Source organism: Streptomyces sp. NPDC036822 (assembly GCF_055609145.1).
Genome location: NZ_JBVJPY010000001.1, coordinates 857,385 through 878,815 on the forward strand (window position 1 = coordinate 857,385; position 21,431 = coordinate 878,815).

17 protein-coding genes, 2 tRNA genes and 1 pseudogene are annotated in these 21,431 nt (G+C 70.0%); 8 read left to right on the forward strand and 12 right to left on the reverse strand.

All coding sequences use genetic code 11. The annotated features are described in order from the left end of the window. The first annotated feature begins 123 nt into the window (after positions 1-123). Complete coding sequence (locus ACZ68P_RS03955; RefSeq protein WP_471002120.1) at positions 124-1,107, forward strand: hypothetical protein; 984 nt, start codon at positions 124-126, stop codon at positions 1,105-1,107. A gap of 543 nt (positions 1,108-1,650) precedes the next feature. On the opposite strand, the gene clpX is transcribed toward ACZ68P_RS03955, so the two are convergent. From clpX to ACZ68P_RS03980, 5 genes are all read right to left on the reverse strand, one after another. Beyond that, positions 1,651-2,934, reverse strand: a complete 1,284-nt coding sequence (gene clpX / locus ACZ68P_RS03960; RefSeq protein WP_158987286.1) for an ATP-dependent Clp protease ATP-binding subunit ClpX — start codon at positions 2,932-2,934, stop codon at positions 1,651-1,653. Between the two features lie 168 nt (positions 2,935-3,102). Then, positions 3,103-3,780, reverse strand: a complete 678-nt coding sequence (locus tag ACZ68P_RS03965) for an ATP-dependent Clp protease proteolytic subunit (protein ID WP_365720846.1) — start codon at positions 3,778-3,780, stop codon at positions 3,103-3,105. Positions 3,781-3,829: 49 nt separating this feature from the next. Further along, positions 3,830-4,435 carry an ATP-dependent Clp protease proteolytic subunit gene (locus ACZ68P_RS03970; RefSeq protein ID WP_365720890.1) on the reverse strand — a complete coding sequence of 202 codons (606 nt, stop codon included), beginning with the start codon at positions 4,433-4,435 and terminating at the stop codon, positions 3,830-3,832. 256 nt (positions 4,436-4,691) lie between these two features. Next, on the reverse strand, positions 4,692-6,080 hold the full coding sequence (tig, locus tag ACZ68P_RS03975; RefSeq protein WP_471002123.1) for a trigger factor: 1,389 nt from the start codon (positions 6,078-6,080) through the stop codon (positions 4,692-4,694). Between the two features lie 161 nt (positions 6,081-6,241). Continuing rightward, positions 6,242-6,318: transfer RNA gene (locus tag ACZ68P_RS03980), tRNA-Pro, on the reverse strand. Positions 6,319-6,450: 132 nt separating this feature from the next. Between ACZ68P_RS03980 and ACZ68P_RS03985 the strand changes: the two genes are divergently transcribed. Beyond that, positions 6,451-6,524, forward strand: a tRNA-Gly gene (locus tag ACZ68P_RS03985). Between the two features lie 57 nt (positions 6,525-6,581). Here ACZ68P_RS03985 and ACZ68P_RS03990 read toward each other — a convergent pair. From ACZ68P_RS03990 to ACZ68P_RS04000, 3 genes and pseudogenes are all read right to left on the reverse strand, one after another. Beyond that, positions 6,582-6,776 carry a hypothetical protein gene (locus ACZ68P_RS03990; RefSeq protein ID WP_365720842.1) on the reverse strand — a complete coding sequence of 65 codons (195 nt, stop codon included), beginning with the start codon at positions 6,774-6,776 and terminating at the stop codon, positions 6,582-6,584. Positions 6,777-6,926: 150 nt separating this feature from the next. After that, positions 6,927-7,376, reverse strand: a complete 450-nt coding sequence (locus ACZ68P_RS03995) for an HD domain-containing protein (protein ID WP_471002126.1) — start codon at positions 7,374-7,376, stop codon at positions 6,927-6,929. Positions 7,377-7,417: 41 nt separating this feature from the next. Further along, positions 7,418-8,564, reverse strand: a pseudogene (locus ACZ68P_RS04000) (PP2C family protein-serine/threonine phosphatase). Positions 8,565-8,671: 107 nt separating this feature from the next. Between ACZ68P_RS04000 and ACZ68P_RS04005 the strand changes: the two are divergent. Beyond that, positions 8,672-9,901: a GNAT family N-acetyltransferase gene (locus tag ACZ68P_RS04005; protein ID WP_471002129.1), complete on the forward strand. Its 1,230-nt coding sequence runs from the start codon at positions 8,672-8,674 to the stop codon at positions 9,899-9,901. Positions 9,902-9,941: 40 nt separating this feature from the next. On the opposite strand, the gene ACZ68P_RS04010 is transcribed toward ACZ68P_RS04005, so the two are convergent. Together ACZ68P_RS04010 and ACZ68P_RS04015 are read right to left on the reverse strand one after the other, a co-directional pair. Further along, positions 9,942-10,751, reverse strand: a complete 810-nt coding sequence (locus ACZ68P_RS04010; RefSeq protein WP_471002132.1) for an Fpg/Nei family DNA glycosylase — start codon at positions 10,749-10,751, stop codon at positions 9,942-9,944. Positions 10,752-10,844: 93 nt separating this feature from the next. Next, positions 10,845-11,333, reverse strand: a complete 489-nt coding sequence (locus tag ACZ68P_RS04015; protein ID WP_471002135.1) for a ribose-5-phosphate isomerase — start codon at positions 11,331-11,333, stop codon at positions 10,845-10,847. Between the two features lie 185 nt (positions 11,334-11,518). Here ACZ68P_RS04015 and ACZ68P_RS04020 point away from each other — a divergent pair, with 185 nt between their 5' ends. After that, positions 11,519-12,964, forward strand: coding sequence for an amino acid permease (locus ACZ68P_RS04020; protein ID WP_471002137.1), 1,446 nt, complete (start codon positions 11,519-11,521; stop codon positions 12,962-12,964). A gap of 164 nt (positions 12,965-13,128) precedes the next feature. On the opposite strand, the gene ACZ68P_RS04025 is transcribed toward ACZ68P_RS04020, so the two are convergent. Continuing rightward, positions 13,129-13,752, reverse strand: coding sequence for a biotin transporter BioY (locus ACZ68P_RS04025; protein ID WP_471002139.1), 624 nt, complete (start codon positions 13,750-13,752; stop codon positions 13,129-13,131). A gap of 283 nt (positions 13,753-14,035) precedes the next feature. On the opposite strand from ACZ68P_RS04025, the gene ACZ68P_RS04030 reads away from it, so the two are divergent. The 3 genes from ACZ68P_RS04030 to ACZ68P_RS04040 all read left to right on the forward strand — a co-directional run bounded on the left by ACZ68P_RS04030 (position 14,036) and on the right by ACZ68P_RS04040 (position 17,814). Further along, complete coding sequence (locus tag ACZ68P_RS04030; protein ID WP_471002142.1) at positions 14,036-15,430, forward strand: amino acid permease; 1,395 nt, start codon at positions 14,036-14,038, stop codon at positions 15,428-15,430. Between the two features lie 116 nt (positions 15,431-15,546). Then, positions 15,547-16,965 carry an amino acid permease gene (locus tag ACZ68P_RS04035; RefSeq protein WP_471002145.1) on the forward strand — a complete coding sequence of 473 codons (1,419 nt, stop codon included), beginning with the start codon at positions 15,547-15,549 and terminating at the stop codon, positions 16,963-16,965. 204 nt (positions 16,966-17,169) lie between these two features. Beyond that, positions 17,170-17,814 carry a superoxide dismutase gene (locus ACZ68P_RS04040; RefSeq protein ID WP_471002148.1) on the forward strand — a complete coding sequence of 215 codons (645 nt, stop codon included), beginning with the start codon at positions 17,170-17,172 and terminating at the stop codon, positions 17,812-17,814. Between the two features lie 142 nt (positions 17,815-17,956). On the opposite strand, the gene ACZ68P_RS04045 is transcribed toward ACZ68P_RS04040, so the two are convergent. After that, positions 17,957-18,592, reverse strand: a complete 636-nt coding sequence (locus ACZ68P_RS04045) for a mycothiol-dependent nitroreductase Rv2466c family protein (RefSeq protein WP_471002151.1) — start codon at positions 18,590-18,592, stop codon at positions 17,957-17,959. A gap of 158 nt (positions 18,593-18,750) precedes the next feature. On the opposite strand from ACZ68P_RS04045, the gene pepN reads away from it, so the two are divergent. After that, complete coding sequence (gene pepN, locus ACZ68P_RS04050; RefSeq protein WP_471002154.1) at positions 18,751-21,327, forward strand: aminopeptidase N; 2,577 nt, start codon at positions 18,751-18,753, stop codon at positions 21,325-21,327. The last annotated feature ends 104 nt before the right edge of the window (positions 21,328-21,431 follow it).

Genomic DNA, 21,431 nt, shown 5'->3' on the forward strand with positions numbered 1-21,431 from the left:
GTGTGGCGGGGTGCTCCCGAAACTCGATTGTTCGGTAACGGTGTGGGCCCCGCCGCCCCGGGGCGGCGGCCGTTCCGACAGGATGTTCGTTACGCGTAAACATCCTGTGAGGGGAACCTGTCCATGAGCAACAACCAGCCGGGCCCGTACGGCGGCCAGCCCCAGCAGCCCGGGCCGTACGGTCAGCCGGGCCCCTACGGCCAGCAGCCCGGCCCTTACGGCCAGCAGCCGCAGGCGCCCCAGCCCGGTTACGGCTACCCGCAGCAGGCACCGCAGGGCGTCCCCCCGCAGCAGCCGCCGTACGGCTACCCCCAGCAGCCGCAGCAGCCGGGCCCGTACGGCCAGCCGCCCCAGCAGCCCCCCTACGGCCAGGCTCCGGGCGCCTACCCGCCGCCCCCGCCCGGCGGCCCGAAGAAGAAGACCGGTCTGGTCATCGGCGCCGTGGTCGTGGCGCTCGCCGTGGTGGCCGGTGGCGCCTGGTACTTCACGGCGGGCGGGGGCGCCGACAACAGCGCGGTGGGTGACGACACCAAGGGCTACAAGCTTTCCGCGCCCCAGACCGTCGGTGACTACGCGAAGGTTCCCGACACCACCGGCACGCAGAAGACCGGGCCGCTCGACTCCGAGCAGAAGGCGCGCGCCGAGTCCCTGGGCGTGAAGAACCCCTCGCAGGTCGTGGGGCAGTACAAGAACGACACCGACCCGATGAAGGGCAAGCAGCTCACCTTCAGCGGCCTGTGGGGCGAGATCTCGGACCCGGAGGCGGCGGTCGACAACTACTTCGCCAGCATGGACGACAATCCGGAGGCGAAGAAGCTCGGCGTGACGTACGAGGTCGTCGGCGCGGCCGAGACCGTGAAGCCGGCCGGGTTCAAGGGCGCGGTGATGAAGTGCCAGAAGATCAGGATGACGAACGAGAAGAACACCGGCGCGGCCGCCGGCCCCAAGTCGATGGAGATCCCCACCTGCGTGTGGGCCGACTACTCCACGCTGGGCGCGGCCAACCTGATCGATCTGGCGGGCATGATGACCGGCCAGTCCGCCCCGACGTCCGAGGTGGCGGAGCTGAACGCCAAGCTCTATACCTCGGCGCGCACCAAGGCCTGATCCCACCCATGGAACGGGCCCAGTCGAACGAGATCAATCCGCTGGGCCCTGCCCGAAACAGCAGATTCCGCCATAAGCCCAAGGGCACATCGATCCGGCCAACTTCTCGGCGACGCCTGGTACTGCACCTTGACCATGTGATCCCATGCGCGAAATCGAACATAGTTTCGCACCCCATGGAGGCTCACATGGCATACACGAAGACCCGGCGCCTCATCACGGCCCTCGCCCTCACCGGAGCAGCCGCTGCTGCCCCTATGGCGACCGCGGCGCCGGCGTCAGCGAACCAAAGCAGTTGCATTGTCCAGTTGTCCGACTTGGGATATGTCATCGGCCCGAAGATCAGGTCCGCTTGCGGTTGGCCTGCTGACCACTATCCCATCCTGAAGCCCAGCCCTGCCTGTATGGGCATACTTTCTGACATAGGGATCAGCACTTGGAGTCACCGCTACAGCGCATGCATTCTGGCGTAACGACACGCGTATGACGGAGGGGGTGTGCGGCCGGCCGGCCGCACACCCCCTCCGTCATACGCGTGTCGCCTCAGGCCGACTTCTCGTGCCTGCCGTCGTTCTTCACGATCCGCGGCACCAGCGTCGGGTTCACGTTGTTGCGCACCACGTCCGCCGTGATGACCACGCGGGCCACGTCCTTGCGGGACGGGACCTCGTACATCACCGACATCAGGACCTCTTCCATGATGGCCCGCAGGCCACGCGCGCCCGTGCCGCGCAGGATCGCCTGGTCGGCGATGGCCTCCAGGGCCGGGCGGTCGAAGTCCAGCTCGACGCCGTCGAGTTCGAACAGGCGCTGGTACTGCTTGACCAGCGCGTTGCGCGGCTCGACGAGGATCTTGAGCAGGGCCTCGCGGTCGAGGTTGTGGACCGAGGTGATGACCGGGAGACGGCCGATGAACTCCGGGATCATCCCGAACTTCACCAGGTCCTCGGGCATGACCTCCTGGAACTGGTCGCTCGCCTCGATCTCGCGCTTGGAGCGGATGGTCGCCCCGAAGCCGATGCCCTTGGCGCCCGCCCGCGACTCGATGATCTTCTCCAGGCCGGCGAAGGCGCCGCCCACGATGAAGAGCACGTTCGTCGTGTCGATCTGGATGAACTCCTGGTGCGGGTGCTTCCGGCCGCCCTGGGGCGGTACGGAGGCGGTGGTGCCCTCCAGGATCTTCAGCAGCGCCTGCTGGACGCCCTCACCGGAGACATCGCGCGTGATCGACGGGTTTTCGCTCTTCCGGGCGACCTTGTCGATCTCGTCGATGTAGATGATCCCGGTCTCGGCCTTCTTGACGTCGTAGTCGGCCGCCTGGATCAGCTTGAGGAGGATGTTCTCCACGTCCTCGCCGACATAGCCGGCCTCCGTCAGCGCCGTCGCGTCGGCGATGGCGAACGGGACGTTGAGCATCCGGGCCAGCGTCTGCGCCAGCAGCGTCTTGCCGGAGCCCGTGGGCCCCAGCAGCAGGATGTTGGACTTCGCCAGCTCGATGGCGTCGTCACGGCCCGCCCCGCCGCCGTTCTCGCCGGCCTGGACGCGCTTGTAGTGGTTGTACACCGCGACCGAGAGGGCCTTCTTCGCGGGCTCCTGCCCGACGACGTACCCCTCGAGGAACTCGTAGATCTCGCGGGGCTTGGGGAGCTCCTCCCACCGCACCTCGCTCGTCTCGGCGAGTTCCTCCTCGATGATCTCGTTGCAGAGGTCGATGCACTCATCGCAGATGTACACACCGGGTCCTGCGATGAGCTTCTTCACCTGCTTCTGGCTCTTTCCGCAGAACGAGCACTTGAGCAGGTCGCCGCCATCACCGATGCGTGCCACGAGGTGCTTCCCCTTCGCCTGGGAGCGCCTGGTTCAGCGACTCCTGGTGCCTCATATTCGACGGTACCTTGCCGGGCCCCCCGTTCGGGCCCCCCTTGGCACGGTTCACATGGACGGGAATGCGCCATGATCGCCTGCATGCTCCCCGTGCCGAGGGAAGGTCGAGCGTCAGGCTGCCGCGGCGGCCGTGCTCTTGCGGGTCGAGACGATCTGGTCGACGAGGCCGTACGCCAGGGCGTCCTCGGCGGTCAGGATCTTGTCGCGCTCGATGTCGTCGCGGATCTTCTCGATCGGCGTCGACGAGTGCTTGGCCAGCATGTCCTCGAGCTGCGTGCGCATCCGGAGGATCTCGTTGGCCGCGATCTCCAGGTCGGAGAGCTGCTCACGGCCGGTGCCACCGGAGGGCTGGTGGATCAGCACGCGGGCGTTCGGCAGGGCCATCCGCTTGCCGGGGGTGCCCGCGGCGAGCAGCACGGCCGCGGCGGAGGCCGCCTGGCCCATGCAGACCGTCTGGATGTCGGGCTTCACGAACTGCATCGTGTCGTAGATCGCCGTCAGCGCGGTGAAGGAGCCGCCGGGGCTGTTGATGTAGATCGAGATGTCACGGTCGGGGTCCATCGACTCCAGGCACAGCAGCTGCGCCATGACGTCGTTGGCCGACGCGTCGTCGATCTGCACGCCGAGGAAGATCACGCGCTCCTCGAAGAGCTTCGCGTACGGGTCGTACTCGCGCACGCCCTGCGAGGTGCGCTCGACGAAGCGCGGGACGACGTACCGGTTGTCCACCTGGGGGCCGGTGTAGAGGCCGCTCGCGGAGAAGTTCGGGGTCATTGGGGTGTTCACCATCCTGGTGGCGTTCAGCGGGCTGGGGTCGGTGCGGAAGGGCCGCGGGCGCTCAGGCGCCCGTGCCGCCGCCGCCCGGAACGCCCGAAGCGGCAGAGATGATCTCGTCGATGAGGCCGTAGTCCTTGGCCTCTTCCGCGGTGAACCAGCGGTCGCGGTCGCCGTCGCGGATGATGGCCTCGACGGTCTGGCCGGAATGCAGCGCGGTGATCTCGGCCATGCGCTTCTTCGTGCGAAGGAGGTACTCGGCCTGGATCTTGATGTCCGAGGCGGTGCCACCGATGCCGGCGGAGCCCTGGTGCATCAGGATGTCGGTGTTCGGCAGCGCGAAGCGCTTGCCGGAGGCGCCGCCGGTGAGCAGGAACTGGCCCATCGAGGCCGCCATGCCCATACCGATGGTCACGACGTCGTTGGGGATGTACTGCATGGTGTCGTAGATGGCCATGCCGGCCGTCACCGAGCCACCGGGGCTGTTGATGTACAGGAAGATGTCCTTGTCCGGGTCGGCGGCAAGGAGCAGCATCTGCGCGGTGATCTTGTTGGCGATCTCGTCGTCGACCTGCTGGCCGAGGAAGATGATGCGCTCGCCGAGCAGCCGGTTGTAGACATGGTCGCCGAGGCCGCCACCGATGGACGGCTCACCCGCGGCGTAAGGCATCAGATTCGTCACGTATCCACCTGCTCGTCTCTGACGGCTCCGGCCGTCTCAGCGTCTCTCGTACTGGGGGCGGGGTACGACCCTGCCCTCGTATTCATGGACCCTAACGCGCAGGTCGGACAACGCCATCCCGCTTCCCGAACTGTTCGCTGGGAGCGCAAGGTAGTTGGGGCGTCCGCGCGTTCGTACCGCATACGGTCACGGGCCCGGGCGCACCGCAGTGCGCCCGGGCCCGTGGACCGGTTCAGCGTGAGGCTCAGGCCTCGTTCTTCTCGTCGGTCTCGGTCTCGCCGGTGGCGGCCTCGGCCGCGTCCGTGGCGGCGGCCTCGTCCTCGTCGTCCTCGAGGTCGACGGTCTCACCGTTGGTGTCGACGACCTTGGCGGCCTCGACGACGACCGCGAGGGCCTTGCCGCGGGCGACCTCGCCGACGAGCATCGGCACCTGGCCACCCTCGACGACGGCCTGGGCGAACTGGTCGGGGCTCATGCCGGAGGAGGCGGCGCGGCGCATGAGGTGCTCGGTGAGCTCCTCCTGGCTGACGTTGAGCTTCTCCTTGTTGACGAGCTCGTCGAGGACGAACTGCGTCTTGATGCCCTTCTCGGCCTGCTCCTTGGTCTCCGCCAGGAACTCCTCCTCGGTCTTGCCCTGGATCTCCAGGTACTTCTCGAGGGTGAGGCCCATCTGGCCGAGCTGGTGGTGCTCCAGGTTGTGCTTGCGGGTGTTGATCTCGTCCTCGAGGAGCTTCTCGGGGATCGGGACCTCCGCCAGCTTCAGCAGCTCGTCGAGGACGCGCTCCTGGGCCTGGGTGGCCTGGTCGAACTGCTTCATGTTCTCGAGGCGCTTGCGGCTGTCGGCCTTGAGCTCGTCGAGGGTGTCGAACTCCGACGCCATCTGCGCGAAGTCGTCGTCCAGCTCGGGGAGCTCACGGGCGGCGACGGCGGTGACCTTGACGGAGACCTCGGCGTCCTTGCCCTCGGCGGAGCCGCCCTTCAGCTGCGAGGTGAAGGTGGCCTCGCCGCCGGCCTCCAGGCCGGTGACGGCCTCGTCGATGCCGTCGAGGAGCTCGCCGGAACCGATGGTGTACGACACGCCCTCGGCGACACCGTCGGGCAGGACCTCGCCGTCGACCTTGGCCTCGAGGTCGATGGTGACGACGTCACCCTCGGCGGCGGCGCGCTCGACCGGGTTGGTGGAGGCGAAGCGCTCGCGCAGCTGCTGCACGGACTTCTCGACGTCCTCGTCGGTGACCTCGACCGCGTCGACGGTGATCTCGATGCCGGAGTAGTCCGGGATCTCGATCGCCGGACGGATGTCGACCTCTGCGGTGAAGGCCAGCAGCTCGCCGTCCTTCAGCTCCGTGATGTCGACCTCGGGCTGACCCAGCGGGTTGACCTCGGCCTCGTTGACGGCCTCGGTGTAGAACTTCGGGAGGGCGTCGTTGACGGCCTCCTCCAGCACAGCACCACGGCCGAACCGCTGGTCGATCACGCGCGCCGGGATCTTGCCCTTACGGAAGCCCTTGACCGTGACCTGCTGGTTGATCTTCTTGTACGCCGCGTCGAGGCTGTCCTTGAGCTCCTCGAAGGGCACCTCGACAGTGAGCCGAACCCGAGTCGGGTTCAGGGTCTCCACGGCGCTCTTCACGGTTCGGTCTCCTTGGTGGCTGATTCTTGGATTCTGCCGATGCCGCGCGGGGGCGGTTCCGGCCGATCGGCCCGGTCAGAGAGACACACGGGCACGCAGCTTGCATAGTAACCGCAAGCGGGAGGCGGCCCACAACGCGATCTTGTGTTCCGTGATCTTGGTGGTCGGGGTGGCGGGATTTGAACCCACGGCCTTCCGCTCCCAAAGCGGACGCGCTACCAAGCTGCGCCACACCCCGTCGGTGCGACACGTAGGGTACAGGCAAGGAGACAGTACGACGCCCCCTGTGGAAGGGGTGTGCGGGGACCGCCCGGGACCCGCTACGATGCTGTCCGTGCCGCGGCCCTCAGTGACCTGCGGCGCGATCCGTGCGGGCGTAGCTCAATGGTAGAGCCCTAGTCTTCCAAACTAGCTACGCGGGTTCGATTCCCGTCGCCCGCTCCACATGACACCGGCCCGGCCCCTTCCGAGGGGCCGGGCCGGTGTCGTCTCCGCGTCCGCTCAGAACTTGATCGAGCCGACCGTCTGCGTTATCGAGTCCAGGAAGCGCTGGATGTCGTCGGCCATGCCCGTGGAGGCAAGGAAGAAGCCGAAGAGCACCGCGACGACGGCCGGGCCGGCCTTCAGGCTTCCGCCGCGGATCAGCACCACCATGATGATCGCCAACAGCAGCACCACGGACAGTGAAATGGCCACAACTGATCACACCCTCGGTCGGTCCCGCCTTGCCGCCCGGGAGCGCGCGTCACAGAACACCCCCGCTGCACCCATCGTGCCACCAACTTCCTGCCCCGGAACGCCCGGTGGGCAATCGTCGAGCCAACCCGCGAGATTTCGTCTTGATCGTTACGGGGCGGAGAGCCCGAGAAGCTCCCGTACACGGGCGTACTTCGCGGTCAGACGGGCCCGGGTCGGGGCGTCGAGGACGGCGAGGCGGGCCGGGTCGGCGTTGTGGGCGAGGTCGGCCTCTTTGACCAGGAGCGCGCCGGGGGTGGCCAGAACGCGTCGGGTGTAGCTCTCCGGGGCCTCGCCGGGGCGCCGGGTGAGGGCGAGGACCATGTCCTTCACCGCGCGCGGGAGTTCGGCGTCCTCCAGCCAGGCGGCGGAGAGCGCGTCGTCCTCGACGGCGTCGTGCAGCCAGGCCGCGGCGATCTGTTCGTCGCTGCCGCCCCGGGCGCGGACGCCGTCGGCGACCGCCCGCAGGTGTTCGGCGTACGGGCGTCCGGCCTTGTCGGTCTGGCCCTCGTGGGCCGCGACGGCGAGGGATTCGACCTGGGCGAGGGTGAGGTGCGCCATGCGGCGACTGTACGGGCCGGACCCGGCCTGGCGGCGGGGGTTCAGGTCCGGCGGCTGATGAGGAGGAGCGCGCGGTCGTCGTTGACGTCCTTGGCGCAGGCCTCGATCAGGTGCCAGGCGGCTCCTTCGAAGCCGGTGGCGACGTAGCGGTCGGCCTCGCCGGTCAGGCGGTCGATGCCCTCGGCGATGTCGCGGTCCGCGGCCTCGACCAGGCCGTCGGTGAAGAGCATCAGGACGTCGCCGGGCCGCAGGGAGCCCTTGACCGGATGGAACTCGGCTCCGTCGTAGACACCGAGGAGGGGGCCCTCGCCGCTCTTCTCCTCCCAGCGGCCGGTGCCCGCGTGGAGCTGGAGGGCGGGCAGATGGCCGGCGGAGAGGAGTTCGTAGTCCCCGGATTCCAGGTCGAGGACCAGGTGGATGGAGGTGGCGAAGCCCTCGTCCCAGTCCTGGCGCAGGAGGTAGCCGTTGGCGGCGGGGAGGAAGCCGTGCGGGGGCAGGGAGCCGAGGAGCCCGCCGAAGGCGCCGGAGAGCAGCAGGGCGCGGGAGCCCGCGTCCATGCCCTTGCCCGAGACGTCGGTGAGCAGCACTTCGAGCGTGCGGCCGCCGTTGGTGCGGGCGGCGACGACGAAGTCGCCGGAGAAGGACTGGCCGCCGGCCGGGCGGAGCGCCATCTCGCGGTGCCAGCCCTGCGGGAGGCGGGGCAGGGCGCTCTGCACCCGGATCCGTTCGCGCAGGTCGAAGAGCATGGTTCCGCCGCGCCGCCCAGGGCACGCCGACGCGGGCGCGGAACTGGGCGATGAGCAGTCCGAAGAGCCCGCAGGCCGCGACGACCAGGACCGTGCCGGGGGTGACGCGGGCGGGGCCCTCGGTGTACGGGCCGAGGACGACGGACTCGACGATCAGGGCGCCCGCGGCGGCCGCGTACAGGCCGAGCAGGCTCGCGGGGCGCAGCAGCAGTCCGCCCGCCACGATCGGCAGGACGAGGGCGGCGGGCGCGCACCACACGGGGTTGGCGAGGGTGCCGAGGGTGATCGCCGGGATGGTGAGCAGCAGCCCGGCGAGGGCGACCCAGTCGGAGCCGTCGCCGCGGAAGTAGTCGACGCCGGACTTGCGCAGCGCGACGCGGAGCCGGTGGGCGCTCTTGCGCATCCGGGCTCCGTACGCGTCCACTCCCCTGCGACGTCCCATTGGCCTGGACCCTATCCACCCACTCGGACCCCGTGCAGGGGGACCCCGAAGACATCCCGCGGGAAATCGGGTCGCCCCGCGCGCGTGGCCGCTGGTATCGATGGCATATGACGACGGAACCGCGGGTGCTCGACCCGGCCGAGTGGGACGACTGGTACGGCGCGCTGGAGCTTGCGTTCGGGGGTGTGGCCGAGTCACCCGAGGAGGTGGCCCTGTGGCGGGAGCTGACGGAGTTCGACCGCTCGATGGGGGTCTGGGACGGCGAGCGGTGTGTGGGGACGGCGGGGGCGTTCAGCTTCCGTCTGTCCGTTCCCGGCGGGGCTCTCGTGCCCGCGGCGGGCGTCACGATGGTGAGCGTGGACGCGACGTACCGGCGGCGCGGAATCCTCACCTCGATGATGCGGCGTCAGCTTGACGACGTACGGGCGGGCGGCGAGCCGCTGGCCGTGCTGACGGCCTCGGAGCCGGAGATCTACGGGCGGTTCGGCTACGGCATCGCCGCGTTCTCGACACGGGCGACGATCGACACCACGCGGGTACGGATCTCGGTGCCGGAGGGCACGGACGCGGTGACGCTGCGGCGGGCCGACCCGGTGAAGGCGGGCCCGGCGTGCGAGGCGGTCTACGCCCGGCGCGTGACGGCCAGGCCGGGGATGCCGGCGCGGCAGCCGGGGTGGGAGCGGCTGCCGCTGCTCGATCCCCCGGGCGAGCGGGACGGGGCGTCGCCGCGGCAGTGCGTGCTGGCGGAGCGGGACGGGGAGGTCGTGGGGTACGCCCTGTACGCGGTCAAGCCGGAGTGGACGTACGCCGGGGCCGACGGCACGGTCGTGCTGAAGGACCTGGAGGCGCTGGACCCGCAGGCGGAGGCGGCGCTGTGGCGGTTCCTGTGCTCGATCGACCTGACGTCGTCGGTGCGGATCAACAGCCGGCCCGTGGACAGCGCGTGGGAGCACCTGGTGAGCGATGTCCGGCGCTGCGCGCCGACGCGCCGGGACGGCTTGCACGTGCGTCTGGTGGACGTGGGGGCGGCGTTGGAGGCGCGGACGTACCAGGCGCCGGTGGACGTGGTGTTCGAGGTGACGGACGCGTTCTGCCCCTGGAACGCGGGGCGTTGGCGGCTGACGGGAGGCGCGGAGGGGGCCTCGTGCACGCGTACGGAGGAGGCGGCGGATCTGTCGCTCTCGGTACGGGAGCTGGGCGCGGCCTACCTGGGGGGCGTGAGCCTGACCTCGCTGGCGGCGGCGGGGCGGGTGCGGGAGCTGCGGGGCGGGGCCCTGGTGGAGGCGTCCGTGGCGTTCGGGTCACCGGTCGCCCCGTGGCTGCCGCACGGGTTCTAGGGCGTGTTGCGAACGTAGCGTCGTCCGCCCGGACGGCGGGTCAGCGCTGCTGGCAGGTCGGGCACCAGAAGAGGTTGCGTGCCGCCAGGTCGGCCGTGCGGATGTCGGTGGCGCAGATGTGGCAGGGCATGAGGGCCCGGCGGTAGACGTAGACCTCGCCGCCGTGGTCGTCGACGCGCGGGGGGCGGCCCATCGACTCCGGGGTGTGCTCGGGGCGGACGGTGTCGATGCGGTTGTGGCGTACGCCTTCGCGCATCAGTGCCACGAGGTCCGTCCACATCGCATCCCACTCGCGGCGCTCGATGTCCTTGCCGGCGCGGTAGGGGTCGATGCCGTGGCGGAAGAGGACCTCGGCGCGGTAGACGTTGCCGACGCCCGCGATGACCTTCTGGTCCATCAGGAGGGCGGCGATCGTGGTGCGGGACTTCGAGATCCGGTTCCAGGCCTTCTCCGGGTCGTCGCCGTTCCGGAGCGGGTCGGGGCCGAGGCGGTCGTGTATCGCCCGCTTCTCGGGTTCGGTGATCAGTGCGCAGGTGGTCGGGCCGCGCAGGTCGGCGTAGTGCTCGTCGTTGACGAGGCGCAGCCGGACCGTGTCGGTGGGCGGCGGTGCCGGGGCCGTACCGAAGCCGAGCTTGCCGAAGAGGCCGAGGTGCACGTGGACCCAGCCGGTGTCCTCGAAGCCGAGGAAGAGGTGCTTGCCGTGGGCGTCGACGCCGTCGAGGACCCGTCCGTCGAGGAGTGCCGCGCTGTCGGAGAACTTGCCCTGCGGGCTGCTCGCGCGCACGGACCATCCGCCGAAGCGCTCCAGGTGGTCCTGGGCGAGGCGGTGGATCGTATGCCCCTCGGGCACGGCTGCTCTCCTGGCTGAACGGGACGGCGCGGCCGTGCCGCCGGGCTCGGGCCCGGCGGCACGGGTGAAGGGCGGTCGGCCCCCTGGGGGCGGTCAGCCCTGCTGCGGGTGGTGGGCCGGGATCGGGGGCAGCTCGCCGGTCGTCTCGTACGCCGAGAGCATCTCGATGCGGCGGGTGTGACGCTCCTCACCCGAGTACGGGGTGTTGAGGAAGATCTCGACGAACTTGGTCGCCTCTTCCCGGGTGTGCATCCGGCCGCCGATGGAGACGACGTTGGCGTCGTTGTGCTCGCGGCCGAGGGCGGCGGTCTGCTCGCTCCAGGCGAGGGCGGCGCGCACCCCCTTCACCTTGTTCGCGGCGATCTGCTCCCCGTTGCCGGAGCCGCCGATGACGACGCCCAGGCTGTCCGGGTCCGCGGCCGTCCGCTCGGCGGCACGCAGGCAGAACGGCGGGTAGTCGTCGACGGCGTCGTAGATGTGGGGACCGCAGTCGACGGGCTCGTGGCCATGGGCCTTCAGCCACTCGACGAGGTGGTTCTTGAGTTCGAAGCCGGCATGGTCGGAACCGAGGTACACGCGCATGGTTCCGAGTGTGGCATGGCGGGAGCGGGGTAGCGGTCAGCGGGGTCGGGACCTTCACCCCCCGCGGTCCGGACCTTCGGCCCTCGCGCAACGATCCGGAATCGGCTCTTCCGATCAGCCGGGCCCTTGGGTTTCAATGCTCGTTGCTCGCGACCCGAGCGCCCCCCAGACGTAAGGAAGCGTTCATGACCACGCAGCCGACCCTTGCGAAGGAAGGCAATACCACCGGTAACCCCGGTGATTCCCAGCCTTCCGACGGACTCAAGGCCGGTCTCAAGAACCGCCATCTCTCGATGATCGCCATCGGTGGCGTCATCGGCGCCGGCCTGTTCGTCGGCTCCGGTTCCGGCATCGCCGCGGCCGGTCCCGCCATCCTCCTCTCCTACGCACTCGTCGGCACCATGGTCGTCTTCGTGATGCGCATGCTCGGCGAGATGGCGGCGGCGCGGCCGTCGTCCGGCTCCTTCTCGGCCTACGCCGACCAGGCGCTGGGACGTTGGGCCGGATTCACCATCGGCTGGCTGTACTGGTTCTTCTGGGTCGTCGTGCTCGCCGTCGAGGCGACCGCCGGCGCGGTGATCCTGGAGTCGTGGATCCCGGCCGTCCCGCAGTGGGCCTGGGCGCTCATCGTCATGGTGGTGCTGACCGCGACCAACCTCGCCTCCGTCTCCTCCTACGGGGAGTTCGAGTTCTGGTTCGCCGGGATCAAGGTCGTCGCGATCGCCGCCTTCGTCGTGGTCGGTCTCCTCGCGGTCTTCGGCGTGCTGCCGGGGTCGGACAACCCGGGCGCGGGCTTCGCTCACCTCAGCGACGCCGGGGGCTTCCTCCCCATGGGCGCGGGAGCGATCCTCACCGGTGTACTGATGGTCGTCTTCTCCTTCATGGGCAGCGAGATCGTCACCCTGGCCGCCGGCGAGTCCGAGGACCCGCAGAAGGCCGTCACCAAGGCCACCAACAGCGTGATCTGGCGGATCGGCGTCTTCTACCTGGGCTCGATCTTCGTCGTCCTGACGCTGCTGCCGTGGAACGACAAGTCGATCGTCGAGAAGGGCTCGTACGTCGCCGCCCTCGACTCCATCGGCATCCCGCACGCCGGGCAGGTCATGAACGTGATCGTGCTGACCGCCGTCCTGTCCTGCCTGAACTCGGGCCTCTACACCGCCTCGCGCATGGCGTTCTCGCTCGGGCAGCGCGGTGACGCGCCGAAGGCGTTCGCCAAGGCCAACAAGCGGGGCGTGCCGACGGCCGCCATCCTCTCGTCGGTGGTCTTCGGCTTCGTCGCGGTCTTCTTCAACTACCAGTGGCCCGACACGGTCTTCGCCTTCCTGCTGAACTCCTCCGGCGCCGTCGCGCTCTTCGTCTGGCTGGTCATCTGCGTGACCCAGCTGCGGATGCGCGGGATCATCCTGCGCGAGACGCCCGAGAAGCTGGTCGTGCGGATGTGGCTCTTCCCGTACCTGACCTGGGCGACCATCGCGATGATCGTCTTCGTCCTCGGCTACATGATCTACGACGGCGGCAGCGCCCGCGAGCAGGTCGTGCTCTCCCTGCTGGTGGCGGCCCTGGTCCTGGTGATCGCGCTGGTCAAGGACCGGTTCGCGAAGGCCTCCCCGGACGAGATCGCCCGCTGACCGACGGCCGCGCGCCCGCCGACGGGCAGCCGGCGCGCGGCCGACCGCACCCGTGGTCCCCGTCCGACCGACCCCGTCAGGGGCGGGGACACGAAGAAGCTCTCCGTACACCGATCACCTCGGGAACGGAGAGCTTCTTCATGTCGTCGGCAGGAAGGGAGCTGTCAGCCCTTGCGGCCGATGAGCTTCCACGCGGTCGGCAGGAGACCCATCGCGAGAGCCGCCTTGAGGGCGTCGCCGATCAGGAACGGGGTCAGGCCGGCGGCGACCGCCTGCGGCAGCGTCATCCCGGTGGCGAGGGCCAGGTAGGGGACGCCGACCGCGTAGATGATCAGGGAGCCGAGCGCCATCGCGCCCGCCGTGCGGAGCACGGAGCGGTCGGCTCCGCGCCGGGCGAGGGCGCCGACGACGGCGGCGGCGAGCACCATGCCGAGGAGATAGCCGAAGGACGGCATGCCGTACCCGGAGGTGGCCTGGGCGAACCACGGCACGCCCGCCATGCCGACGAGCGTGTACACGGCCAGGGCGAGGAAGCCGCGGCGGGCACCGAGGGCCGTGCCGACCAGCAGCGCCGCGAAGGTCTGCCCGGAGACCGGGACCGGGGAGCCGGGGACCGGGACGGCGATCTGGGCGGCCACGCCGGTGAGGACGGCGCCGCCGGCGACGAGCGCGAGGTCGCGGGTGCGGCCGGCGGCCTCTCCCCGAGCGAGGAGCCTGGGGGACGGCAGGAGGTCGGCCAGCACCGTGCCGGCGCGCAGGGGACGGACGGGGGCGACGGCGGTGGACATCGGTACTCCGCGGGGGGTGAGGTGGGGTCCCCCGCGCCCGCGGGGCGGGGGGAGGACGGACAGCTCGACCGTAGTCGAGGAGTGAACGCTCGATCACCATCAGCCCTGGACAAAGCGGAGGTTGAGGGTTTCGTGGAGATCACACAAAGGTCCGCCTCCCGGCCTCGCGCTACGTGACGCTTGTCACGGGGAAGGCTGCGCGAGAGGTCCCTTTTGCGCCGACGGAGGCTCACCAGGGAGACTGTGCGGTCTCCATAAAACGTTCCGAGAGCACGAGCCCTTCATGCGCGAAGCACCACCCGCCTCCCCGGCGCCCCTCGCTCCCGAACCGGAGCCCCTGTCCCACGGGCTGAAGCAGCGTCATCTGACGATGCTGGGCCTGGGCGGCGTGATCGGCGCCGGCCTCTTCGTCGGCTCCGGCGCGGGAATCGCGGTCGCCGGGCCCGGCATCGTGCTCTCGTACCTGATCGCGGGCGTCCTCGCCCTGCTGATCATGCGGATGCTCGGGGAGATGTCGGCGGCGATGCCCGCCTCGGGCGCCTTCTCCGTGCACGCCGAGCGGGCGCTCGGCTGGTGGGCGGGCTTCTCCGTGGGCTGGCTGTACTGGTTCCTGCTGGTGGTGGTGCTCGCCGTGGAGGCGACCGGCGCGGCCCGGATCGCCCACGGCTGGGTGCCGGGGATTCCGCAGTGGGGCTGGGTGCTGCTGTTCATGATCGTGTTCACCGTCGCCAATCTCGCGGCGGTGCGGAACTTCGGCGAATTCGAGTTCTGGTTCGCCGCGCTCAAGGTCGGGGCGATCGTCCTCTTCCTCGCCCTGGGCGTCCTCGCGGTCGTCGGATGGCTGCCGGACACGGACCCGGTGGGGATGAGGAACCTGTCGGGGCAGGGCGGTTTCCTGCCGGCCGGGTGGGAGGGCGTGGTCTCCGGCGTCCTCGCCGTCGTCTTCGCCTTCGGCGGCCTGGAGGTCGTCACGATCGCGGCCGCGGAGTCGGACGACCCGGCGCGCAACGTGGCGCGGGCGGTACGCAGCGCGGTCTGGCGGATCCTCCTCTTCTACGTCGGTTCGATGCTGGTGATCGTGACCCTGCTGCCGTGGACCTCGATCGTGCCGGGGCAGTCGCCCTACGTCGCCGTCCTGGACGCGATCGGGGTCCCGGCGGCCGGCCAGATCATGAACATCGTGGTGTTCGTGGCGTTGCTCTCCGCGCTCAACGCGAACCTCTACGGCTCGTCCCGGATGGTCTTCTCGCTCGCCGAGCGCGGTGAGGCGCCCCGGGGCCTGCTGGAGGTCTCGGGCGGAGGGGTGCCGCGGCGCGCCGTGCTCGCCTCGGTCGCCTTCGGCTTCGTCTCGGTGCTGCTCAATCTGAAGTGGCCGGATTCGGTGTTCCTCTACATGCTCAACGCGGTGGGGGCCGTACTCCTCTTCGTGTGGGCCCTGATCGCGGTCTCGCAGCTGAGGCTGCGCCCCCGGATCGAGCGCGCGGCGCCGCAGACCCTCACCTTGCGGATGTGGGGGTTCCCCTGGCTGACCTGGACGGCGCTGGCCGCGATGGGAGCCGTCCTGGTGCTGATGCTGGCCGACGAGGGCTCGCGGCCGCAGGTGCTGTGGTCGGGCGCGGCCACCGGGGCCGTGCTGCTGGTGGCCTGGGTGCGGGAGCTGCGCACGAAGCGGAGATGAATCTTCACCTTGTGTGAAGCTCGTGCCCGTATAGCGGACATCTGTTCCCTGTGAGCGGTGCCCCCGCCCAGACTGTGGCGCGTTCCCCCGCTACCGGCCAATGAACAGGGCGGCCCATGTCCCGGACCACCGCGCCCGCGCCCGTCGACCGCAAGGACGACGGCCCGACTCCCTCCTCCGGCCTCACCCACGGCCTCAAGCAGCGCCATCTCTCGATGATCGCCCTCGGGGGCGTCATCGGGGCGGGCCTCTTCGTCGGCTCCGGGGCGGGCATCGCCGCCGCCGGCCCCTCGATCGTCGTCGCGTACGCGATCTCCGGGCTGCTCGTGATGCTCGTGATGCGGATGCTCGGGGAGATGTCGGCGGCCAACCCGGCCTCCGGCTCCTTCTCCGTCCACGCGGAACGGGCCATCGGCCCGTGGGCCGGATTCACCGCGGGCTGGGCCTTCTGGTTCCTGCTCTGCGTGGCCGTCGGCCTGGAGGGCATCGGCGCCGCGAAGATCATGACCGGCTGGTTCCCCGGCACCCCGGAGTGGGCGTGGGTGGCCCTTTTCATGCTGGTGTTCTGCGGCACCAACCTGGCGGCCGTGAAGAACTTCGGCGAGTTCGAGTTCTGGTTCGCCGCGCTCAAGGTGGGCGCGATCGTCCTCTTCCTCGGCATCGGCGTGCTCGCTATCGTCGGGGCCCTGCCCGGCTCGGAGGCCCCCGGCGCGACGAACCTCACCGGCGAGGGCGGGTTCTTCCCGAACGGCTCCGAGGGGCTGATCGTCGGTCTGCTCGCCTCCGTCTTCGCGTACGGCGGTCTGGAGACCGTCACCATCGCCGCGGCCGAGTCCGAGCACCCCGTCCAGGGCGTCGCCAAGGCGGTCCGTACGGCGATGTGGCGCATCGCGCTCTTCTATATCGGCTCGATGGCGGTCATCGTCACCCTCGTCCCGTGGGGCGACAAGGCGGTCGTCGAGAAGGGTCCGTACGTCGCGACCCTCGACCACCTGGGCATCCCCGCCGCCGGCCAGATCATGAACGTGGTCGTCCTGATCGCGCTGCTGTCGGCGATGAACGCCAACATCTACGGCGCGTCCCGGATGGCCACCTCCCTGGTCGCCCGCGGCCAGGGCCCGAAGGCGCTGGGCCGTACGTTCGGCGGCGTGCCGCGCCCGGCCGTGCTGGTCTCCTCGGTCTTCGGCTTCGCGTGCGTGCTGCTCAGCTACTGGCGGCCGAACGACATCTTCATCTGGCTGCTGAACACCATCGGCGCGATCATCCTCGTCGTCTGGTTCTTCATCGCCGTATCGCAGCTGCTGCTGCGCCGCAGGACCGAGCGGGAGGCGCCGGAGAAGCTGGTCGTGAAGATGTGGGCGTACCCGGTGCTGACCTGGGTGGCCCTGGTGGGCATGGCGGCGATCTTCTTCCTGATGGCGCGCGACGAGGGCACCCGCGTGCAGCTGTACTGGACGGGCGGGCTGACCCTGCTGCTCGCCGTCGCCGGCTTCGCCCTGCAGAAGGCGCGCGGGCGGGCACCGCAGGACGCCTGACCCCGCCCCTCGTACGGCGAAGAGCCCCCGGACGCGTCGCTCCGGGGGCTCTTCGCGTTTCTCCGGCGCTCTCCCGGCGCCGTCCGGGCCGGGGAGTGCGACGCGAGTCCTAGGGCGAAGGACTGATCACTTCCGGGCACTGCTGCTGTTAGCCTGCACTTGCACATTGGTTGCAATAAGAACCGGCGGCGAGAGGCTCGGCCCATGGCGATCTACACCCTTCCGGAACTGCCGTACGACTACGCGGCGCTGGAGCCGGTGATCAACCCGCAGATCATCGAGCTGCACCACGACAAGCACCACGCCGCTTACGTCAAGGGGGCGAACGACACCCTGGAGCAGCTGGAAGAGGCGCGCGACAAGGAGCAGTGGGGCTCGCTCAACGGCCTGGAGAAGAACCTCGCGTTCCACCTCTCCGGCCACATCCTGCACAGCATCTACTGGAACAACATGAACAGCCCGAAGGAGGGCGGGGGTGGCGAGCCGCTCGCCGCCGACGGTGTCGGTGAGCTCGCGGACGCGATCACCGAGTCCTTCGGCTCCTTCGCCGCGTTCAAGGCGCAGCTGACCAAGGCGTCCGCGACCACCCAGGGCTCCGGCTGGGGTGTGCTCGCCTACGAGCCGATCAGCGGCCGGCTGATCGTCGAGCAGGTTTACGACCACCAGGGCAACGTCGGCCAGGGCTCGGTCCCGGTCCTCGTCTTCGACGCCTGGGAGCACGCCTTCTACCTGCAGTACAAGAACCAGAAGGTGGACTTCATCGAGGCCATGTGGCAGGTCGTCAACTGGCAGGACGTGAACAGGCGCTACCAGGCGGCCCGGAGCTCCGTGCCGCTGATCTCCTTCTGATCCCTCCGGGATCGGAACCCCCGTCGTCCTGCTCGTGAGCGTCTTCTCAGCCTTCGCGTGCGGACGGATGAAAGAGGAACCCCCGTGACGACGTGCGTCACGGGGGTTCTTCCCTGGAGCGGGCACGACGGCCCGGGGGCGGCTACTCGAAGCTCGGCGCCGCCGTCCGCGTGCGCTTGATCTCGTAGAAGCCGGGCGTCGCCGCGACGAGCAGCGTGCCGTCCCACAGCCGGGCCGCCGCCTCGCCGCGCGGCGTGGGCGTGACCACGGGGCCGAAGAAGGCGACCTCGTCGCCGTCCGCGCCCGGGACGGAGATGACCGGCGTGCCGACGTCCTGGCCGACCTTCTCGATGCCCTCCTTGTGGGAGGCGCGCAGCTCGCTGTCGTACGTGTCCTTGTCGGCGTACTCGACCAGGTCGGCCGGCAGGCCCACGTCGGCGAGGGCGGCGGCGATGGCCTCGCGGGTGGGGCCCTCGCCGTTGTTGTGGAAGCGGTTGCCGAGCGCGGTGTAGAGCTTGCCGACGACCTCGTCGCCGTGCAGCTGCTGGGCCGCCGTCACCACGCGGACCGGGCCCCACGCCTTGGTCTCCAGCATGTCGCGGTACTCCGCCGGAAGCTCGTCGAGGCGGTTCTCGTTGAGGACGGCCAGGCTCATGACCTTCCAGCGGACGTCGACCGGGCGCACCTTCTCCACCTCCAGCATCCAACGGGAGGTCATCCAGGCCCAAGGGCACAGCGGGTCGAACCAGAAGTCGGCGGTGGTCCTGCTCTCGGACATGTCACTCCTCGTGAATCGCTCGCGCATGGCTGTCTGACGGATATCCGTACGCCAGAGGGAGCAACGCCACCGCGCGGCGGACGCATTCCCCGCGTGCCCGGCGACAGTGGCACATGGGAGGATCGGTGCTGTTTCGAACGAGCCACGAAGGAGTGACCGTGCCCGGAGAGAATCTGTCCCGCGACGAGGCCCGCGAGCGGGCCGAGCTGCTGACCGTCGACGGGTACCAGGTCGCCCTCGATCTGCGGTCGGCGGTCGGCGAGCCCGGGGACGGCGGTGCCGCCGTCGAGGGCGGGGCGAGGGTGCGGACCTTCCGCTCGGTGACGACGATCCGCTTCCGCCGGACGGGCACGGGCTCGGCCACGTTCGTCGACCTGATCGCCCCCGCCGTGACGTCGGTGGAGCTGAACGGCCGGGCGCTGGACCCCGCCGTCGTGTTCGACGGCTCGCGGATCGCGCTGGACGGACTGGCCGACGAGAACGTCCTGGTCGTGGACGCCCAGTGCGCCTACAGCCGGACCGGCGAGGGCATGCACCGCTTCGTCGACCCCGAGGACGACGAGGTCTACCTCTATACGCAGTACGAGCCGGCCGACTCCCGGCGGGTGTACGCGAACTTCGAGCAGCCCGACCTGAAGGCGCCTTACCGCTTCGAGGTGACCGCGCCCGACGACTGGACGGTCTGGTCGAACGGAGCGGGCGAGAAGGGCGCGGACGGCGTGTGGCGGTTCGCGGAGACCGCGCCGATCTCCACGTACATCACCTGCGTCGTCGCGGGGCCGTACCACTACGTGACGGACACCTACCGGCGCGGGGACGTCGAGATCCCGCTCGGCGCGATGTGCCGCAAGGGGCTCGCGAAGCACTTCGACGCGGACGACGTCTTCCTGATCACCAAGCAGGGCTTCGACTTCTTCCACGACAACTTCGACTTCCCCTACCCCTTCGGGAAGTACGACCAGGCCTTCGTCCCCGAGTACAACCTCGGCGCGATGGAGAACCCCGGCATGGTGACCTTCCGCGAGGAGTACATCTACCGGGGCAAGGTGACGCAGGCGGCGTACGAGCGCCGGGCGAACGTCATCCTGCACGAGATGGCGCACATGTGGTTCGGCGACCTGGTCACCATGGTGTGGTGGGACGACCTGTGGCTGAAGGAGTCCTTCGCCGACTTCATGGGCTCGTTCTCGCTGGCGGAGGCGACCCGCTTCACCAACAGCTGGGTGACGTTCGCCAACAACCGCAAGGCGTGGGCCTACCGCGCCGACCAGCTGCCGTCCACCCATCCGATCACGGCCGACATCCGTGACCTGGAGGACGCCAAGCTGAACTTCGACGGGATCACCTACGCCAAGGGCGCCTCGGTCCTCAAGCAGCTGGTGGCCTACGCCGGACGGGACGCCTTCCTGGAGGGCGCGCGCCGCTACTTCAAGCGCCACGCGTACGGCAACACGCGCCTGACGGACCTCCTGTCCGTCCTGGAGGAGACCTCCGGCCGGGACATGAAGGTGTGGTCGCGCTCCTGGCTCCAGACCTCCGGGGTCAACACGCTGACGCCGGTGCTGACGTACGACGCCGAGGGCCGGATCACCGAGCTGGCCGTCGTCCAGGACGGCGAGGAGCTGCGCCCGCACCGGGTGCGGGTGGGCCTGTACGGGCTGTCGCCTGAGGGCGCACTGGTGCGGTACGCCCAGACCGAGACGGACGTCACCGGCGTCCGGACGGTGGTGCCGGAGCTGGCGGGCGAGGCGCGGCCGGCGCTGACCCTCGTCAACGACGACGACCTCACGTACTGCAAGATCCGCTTCGACGAGGGGTCGCTGGCCACCCTGCGGGCGCACCTGGGGGACATCACCGACCCGCTGGCGCGCGCGCTGTGCTGGTCGGCGCTGTGGAACCTGACGCGGGACGGTCTGATGCCGGCCCGGGACTTCGTGGCGATCGTGCTGGAGTTCGCGGGCCGCGAGACGGACATCGGCGTGCTGCAGATGGTGCACGCCTGGGCCCAGTCGGCGGTCACCCACTACGCGGCGCCGGCCTGGCGCGCGGCGGGCGGGCGGCTGCTCGCCGAGGGCGGTCTGCGCGAGCTGCGGCTGGCCGAGCCGGGCAGCGAGCACCAGCTGACCTGGGCGCGGTTCTTCGCGGCGGCCTCCTCGTCGGACGCGGACTTCCAGCTGCTGGAGGGGCTGATCGACGGCACCGCGAAGATCGACGGTCTCGACGTCGACCAGGAGCTGCGCTGGTCGTTCCTCACGCCGCTCGCCACGCACGGCCGGGCCGACGAGGCGCGGATCGACGCGGAGCTGGCCCGGGACGACACGGCGACCGGCAAGCGGCACCAGGTGCGCTGTCTGGCGGCCCGGCCCTCGGCCGCGGTCAAGGCGCAGGCCTGGGCTCAGGTCGTCGAGTCGGACGCGCTGTCGAACGCGCTCGTCGAGGCGACGATCGCGGGGTTCGTCCAGCCCTCCCAGCGCGAGCTGATCGCGCCGTACGCGGACAAGTACTTCGCGGCGATCGAGCGGCTGTGGGCGGACCGGTCGATCCAGATCGGGATGGACGTGGTGCGGGGACTCTTCCCGGGCCTGCGGGACAGCGAGGAGACCCTGGCGGCGACGGACGCGTGGCTCGACGCGCACGCGACGGCCGCGCCGGCCCTGCGCCGGCTCGTCATCGAGTCCCGGGACGACCTGGCGAGGGCGCTGCGCGCCCAGGCCTGCGACGGTCTGGCCGGCTGAGGAACGGCGGGCCCCGGCCCCGGTGGCGAGCGGTGCTCGCGGCCGGGGCCGGGTGCTGTCCGGGGTCCCGCGAGGGCGGGCTCTGATCGGCACTCGAACGCGCG

What these genes read in the sequence shown, in the direction of transcription:
- ACZ68P_RS03955 (WP_471002120.1), top strand. Translation starts at nt 124, where the DNA reads ATGAGCAACAACCAGCCGGGCCCGTACGGCGGCCAGCCCCAGCAGCCC.
- ACZ68P_RS03965 (WP_365720846.1), bottom strand. Translation starts at nt 3,780, where the DNA reads ATGGTGAACACCCCAATGACCCCGAACTTCTCCGCGAGCGGCCTCTAC.
- ACZ68P_RS03970 (WP_365720890.1), bottom strand. Translation starts at nt 4,435, where the DNA reads ATGCCTTACGCCGCGGGTGAGCCGTCCATCGGTGGCGGCCTCGGCGAC.
- ACZ68P_RS03995 (WP_471002126.1), bottom strand. Translation starts at nt 7,376, where the DNA reads ATGGCGCACCTCACCCTCGCCCAGGTCGAATCCCTCGCCGTCGCGGCC.
- ACZ68P_RS04005 (WP_471002129.1), top strand. Translation starts at nt 8,672, where the DNA reads ATGACGACGGAACCGCGGGTGCTCGACCCGGCCGAGTGGGACGACTGG.
- ACZ68P_RS04015 (WP_471002135.1), bottom strand. Translation starts at nt 11,333, where the DNA reads ATGCGCGTGTACCTCGGTTCCGACCATGCCGGCTTCGAACTCAAGAAC.
- ACZ68P_RS04020 (WP_471002137.1), top strand. Translation starts at nt 11,519, where the DNA reads ATGACCACGCAGCCGACCCTTGCGAAGGAAGGCAATACCACCGGTAAC.
- ACZ68P_RS04025 (WP_471002139.1), bottom strand. Translation starts at nt 13,752, where the DNA reads ATGTCCACCGCCGTCGCCCCCGTCCGTCCCCTGCGCGCCGGCACGGTG.
- ACZ68P_RS04030 (WP_471002142.1), top strand. Translation starts at nt 14,036, where the DNA reads ATGCGCGAAGCACCACCCGCCTCCCCGGCGCCCCTCGCTCCCGAACCG.
- ACZ68P_RS04035 (WP_471002145.1), top strand. Translation starts at nt 15,547, where the DNA reads ATGTCCCGGACCACCGCGCCCGCGCCCGTCGACCGCAAGGACGACGGC.
- ACZ68P_RS04040 (WP_471002148.1), top strand. Translation starts at nt 17,170, where the DNA reads ATGGCGATCTACACCCTTCCGGAACTGCCGTACGACTACGCGGCGCTG.
- ACZ68P_RS04045 (WP_471002151.1), bottom strand. Translation starts at nt 18,592, where the DNA reads ATGTCCGAGAGCAGGACCACCGCCGACTTCTGGTTCGACCCGCTGTGC.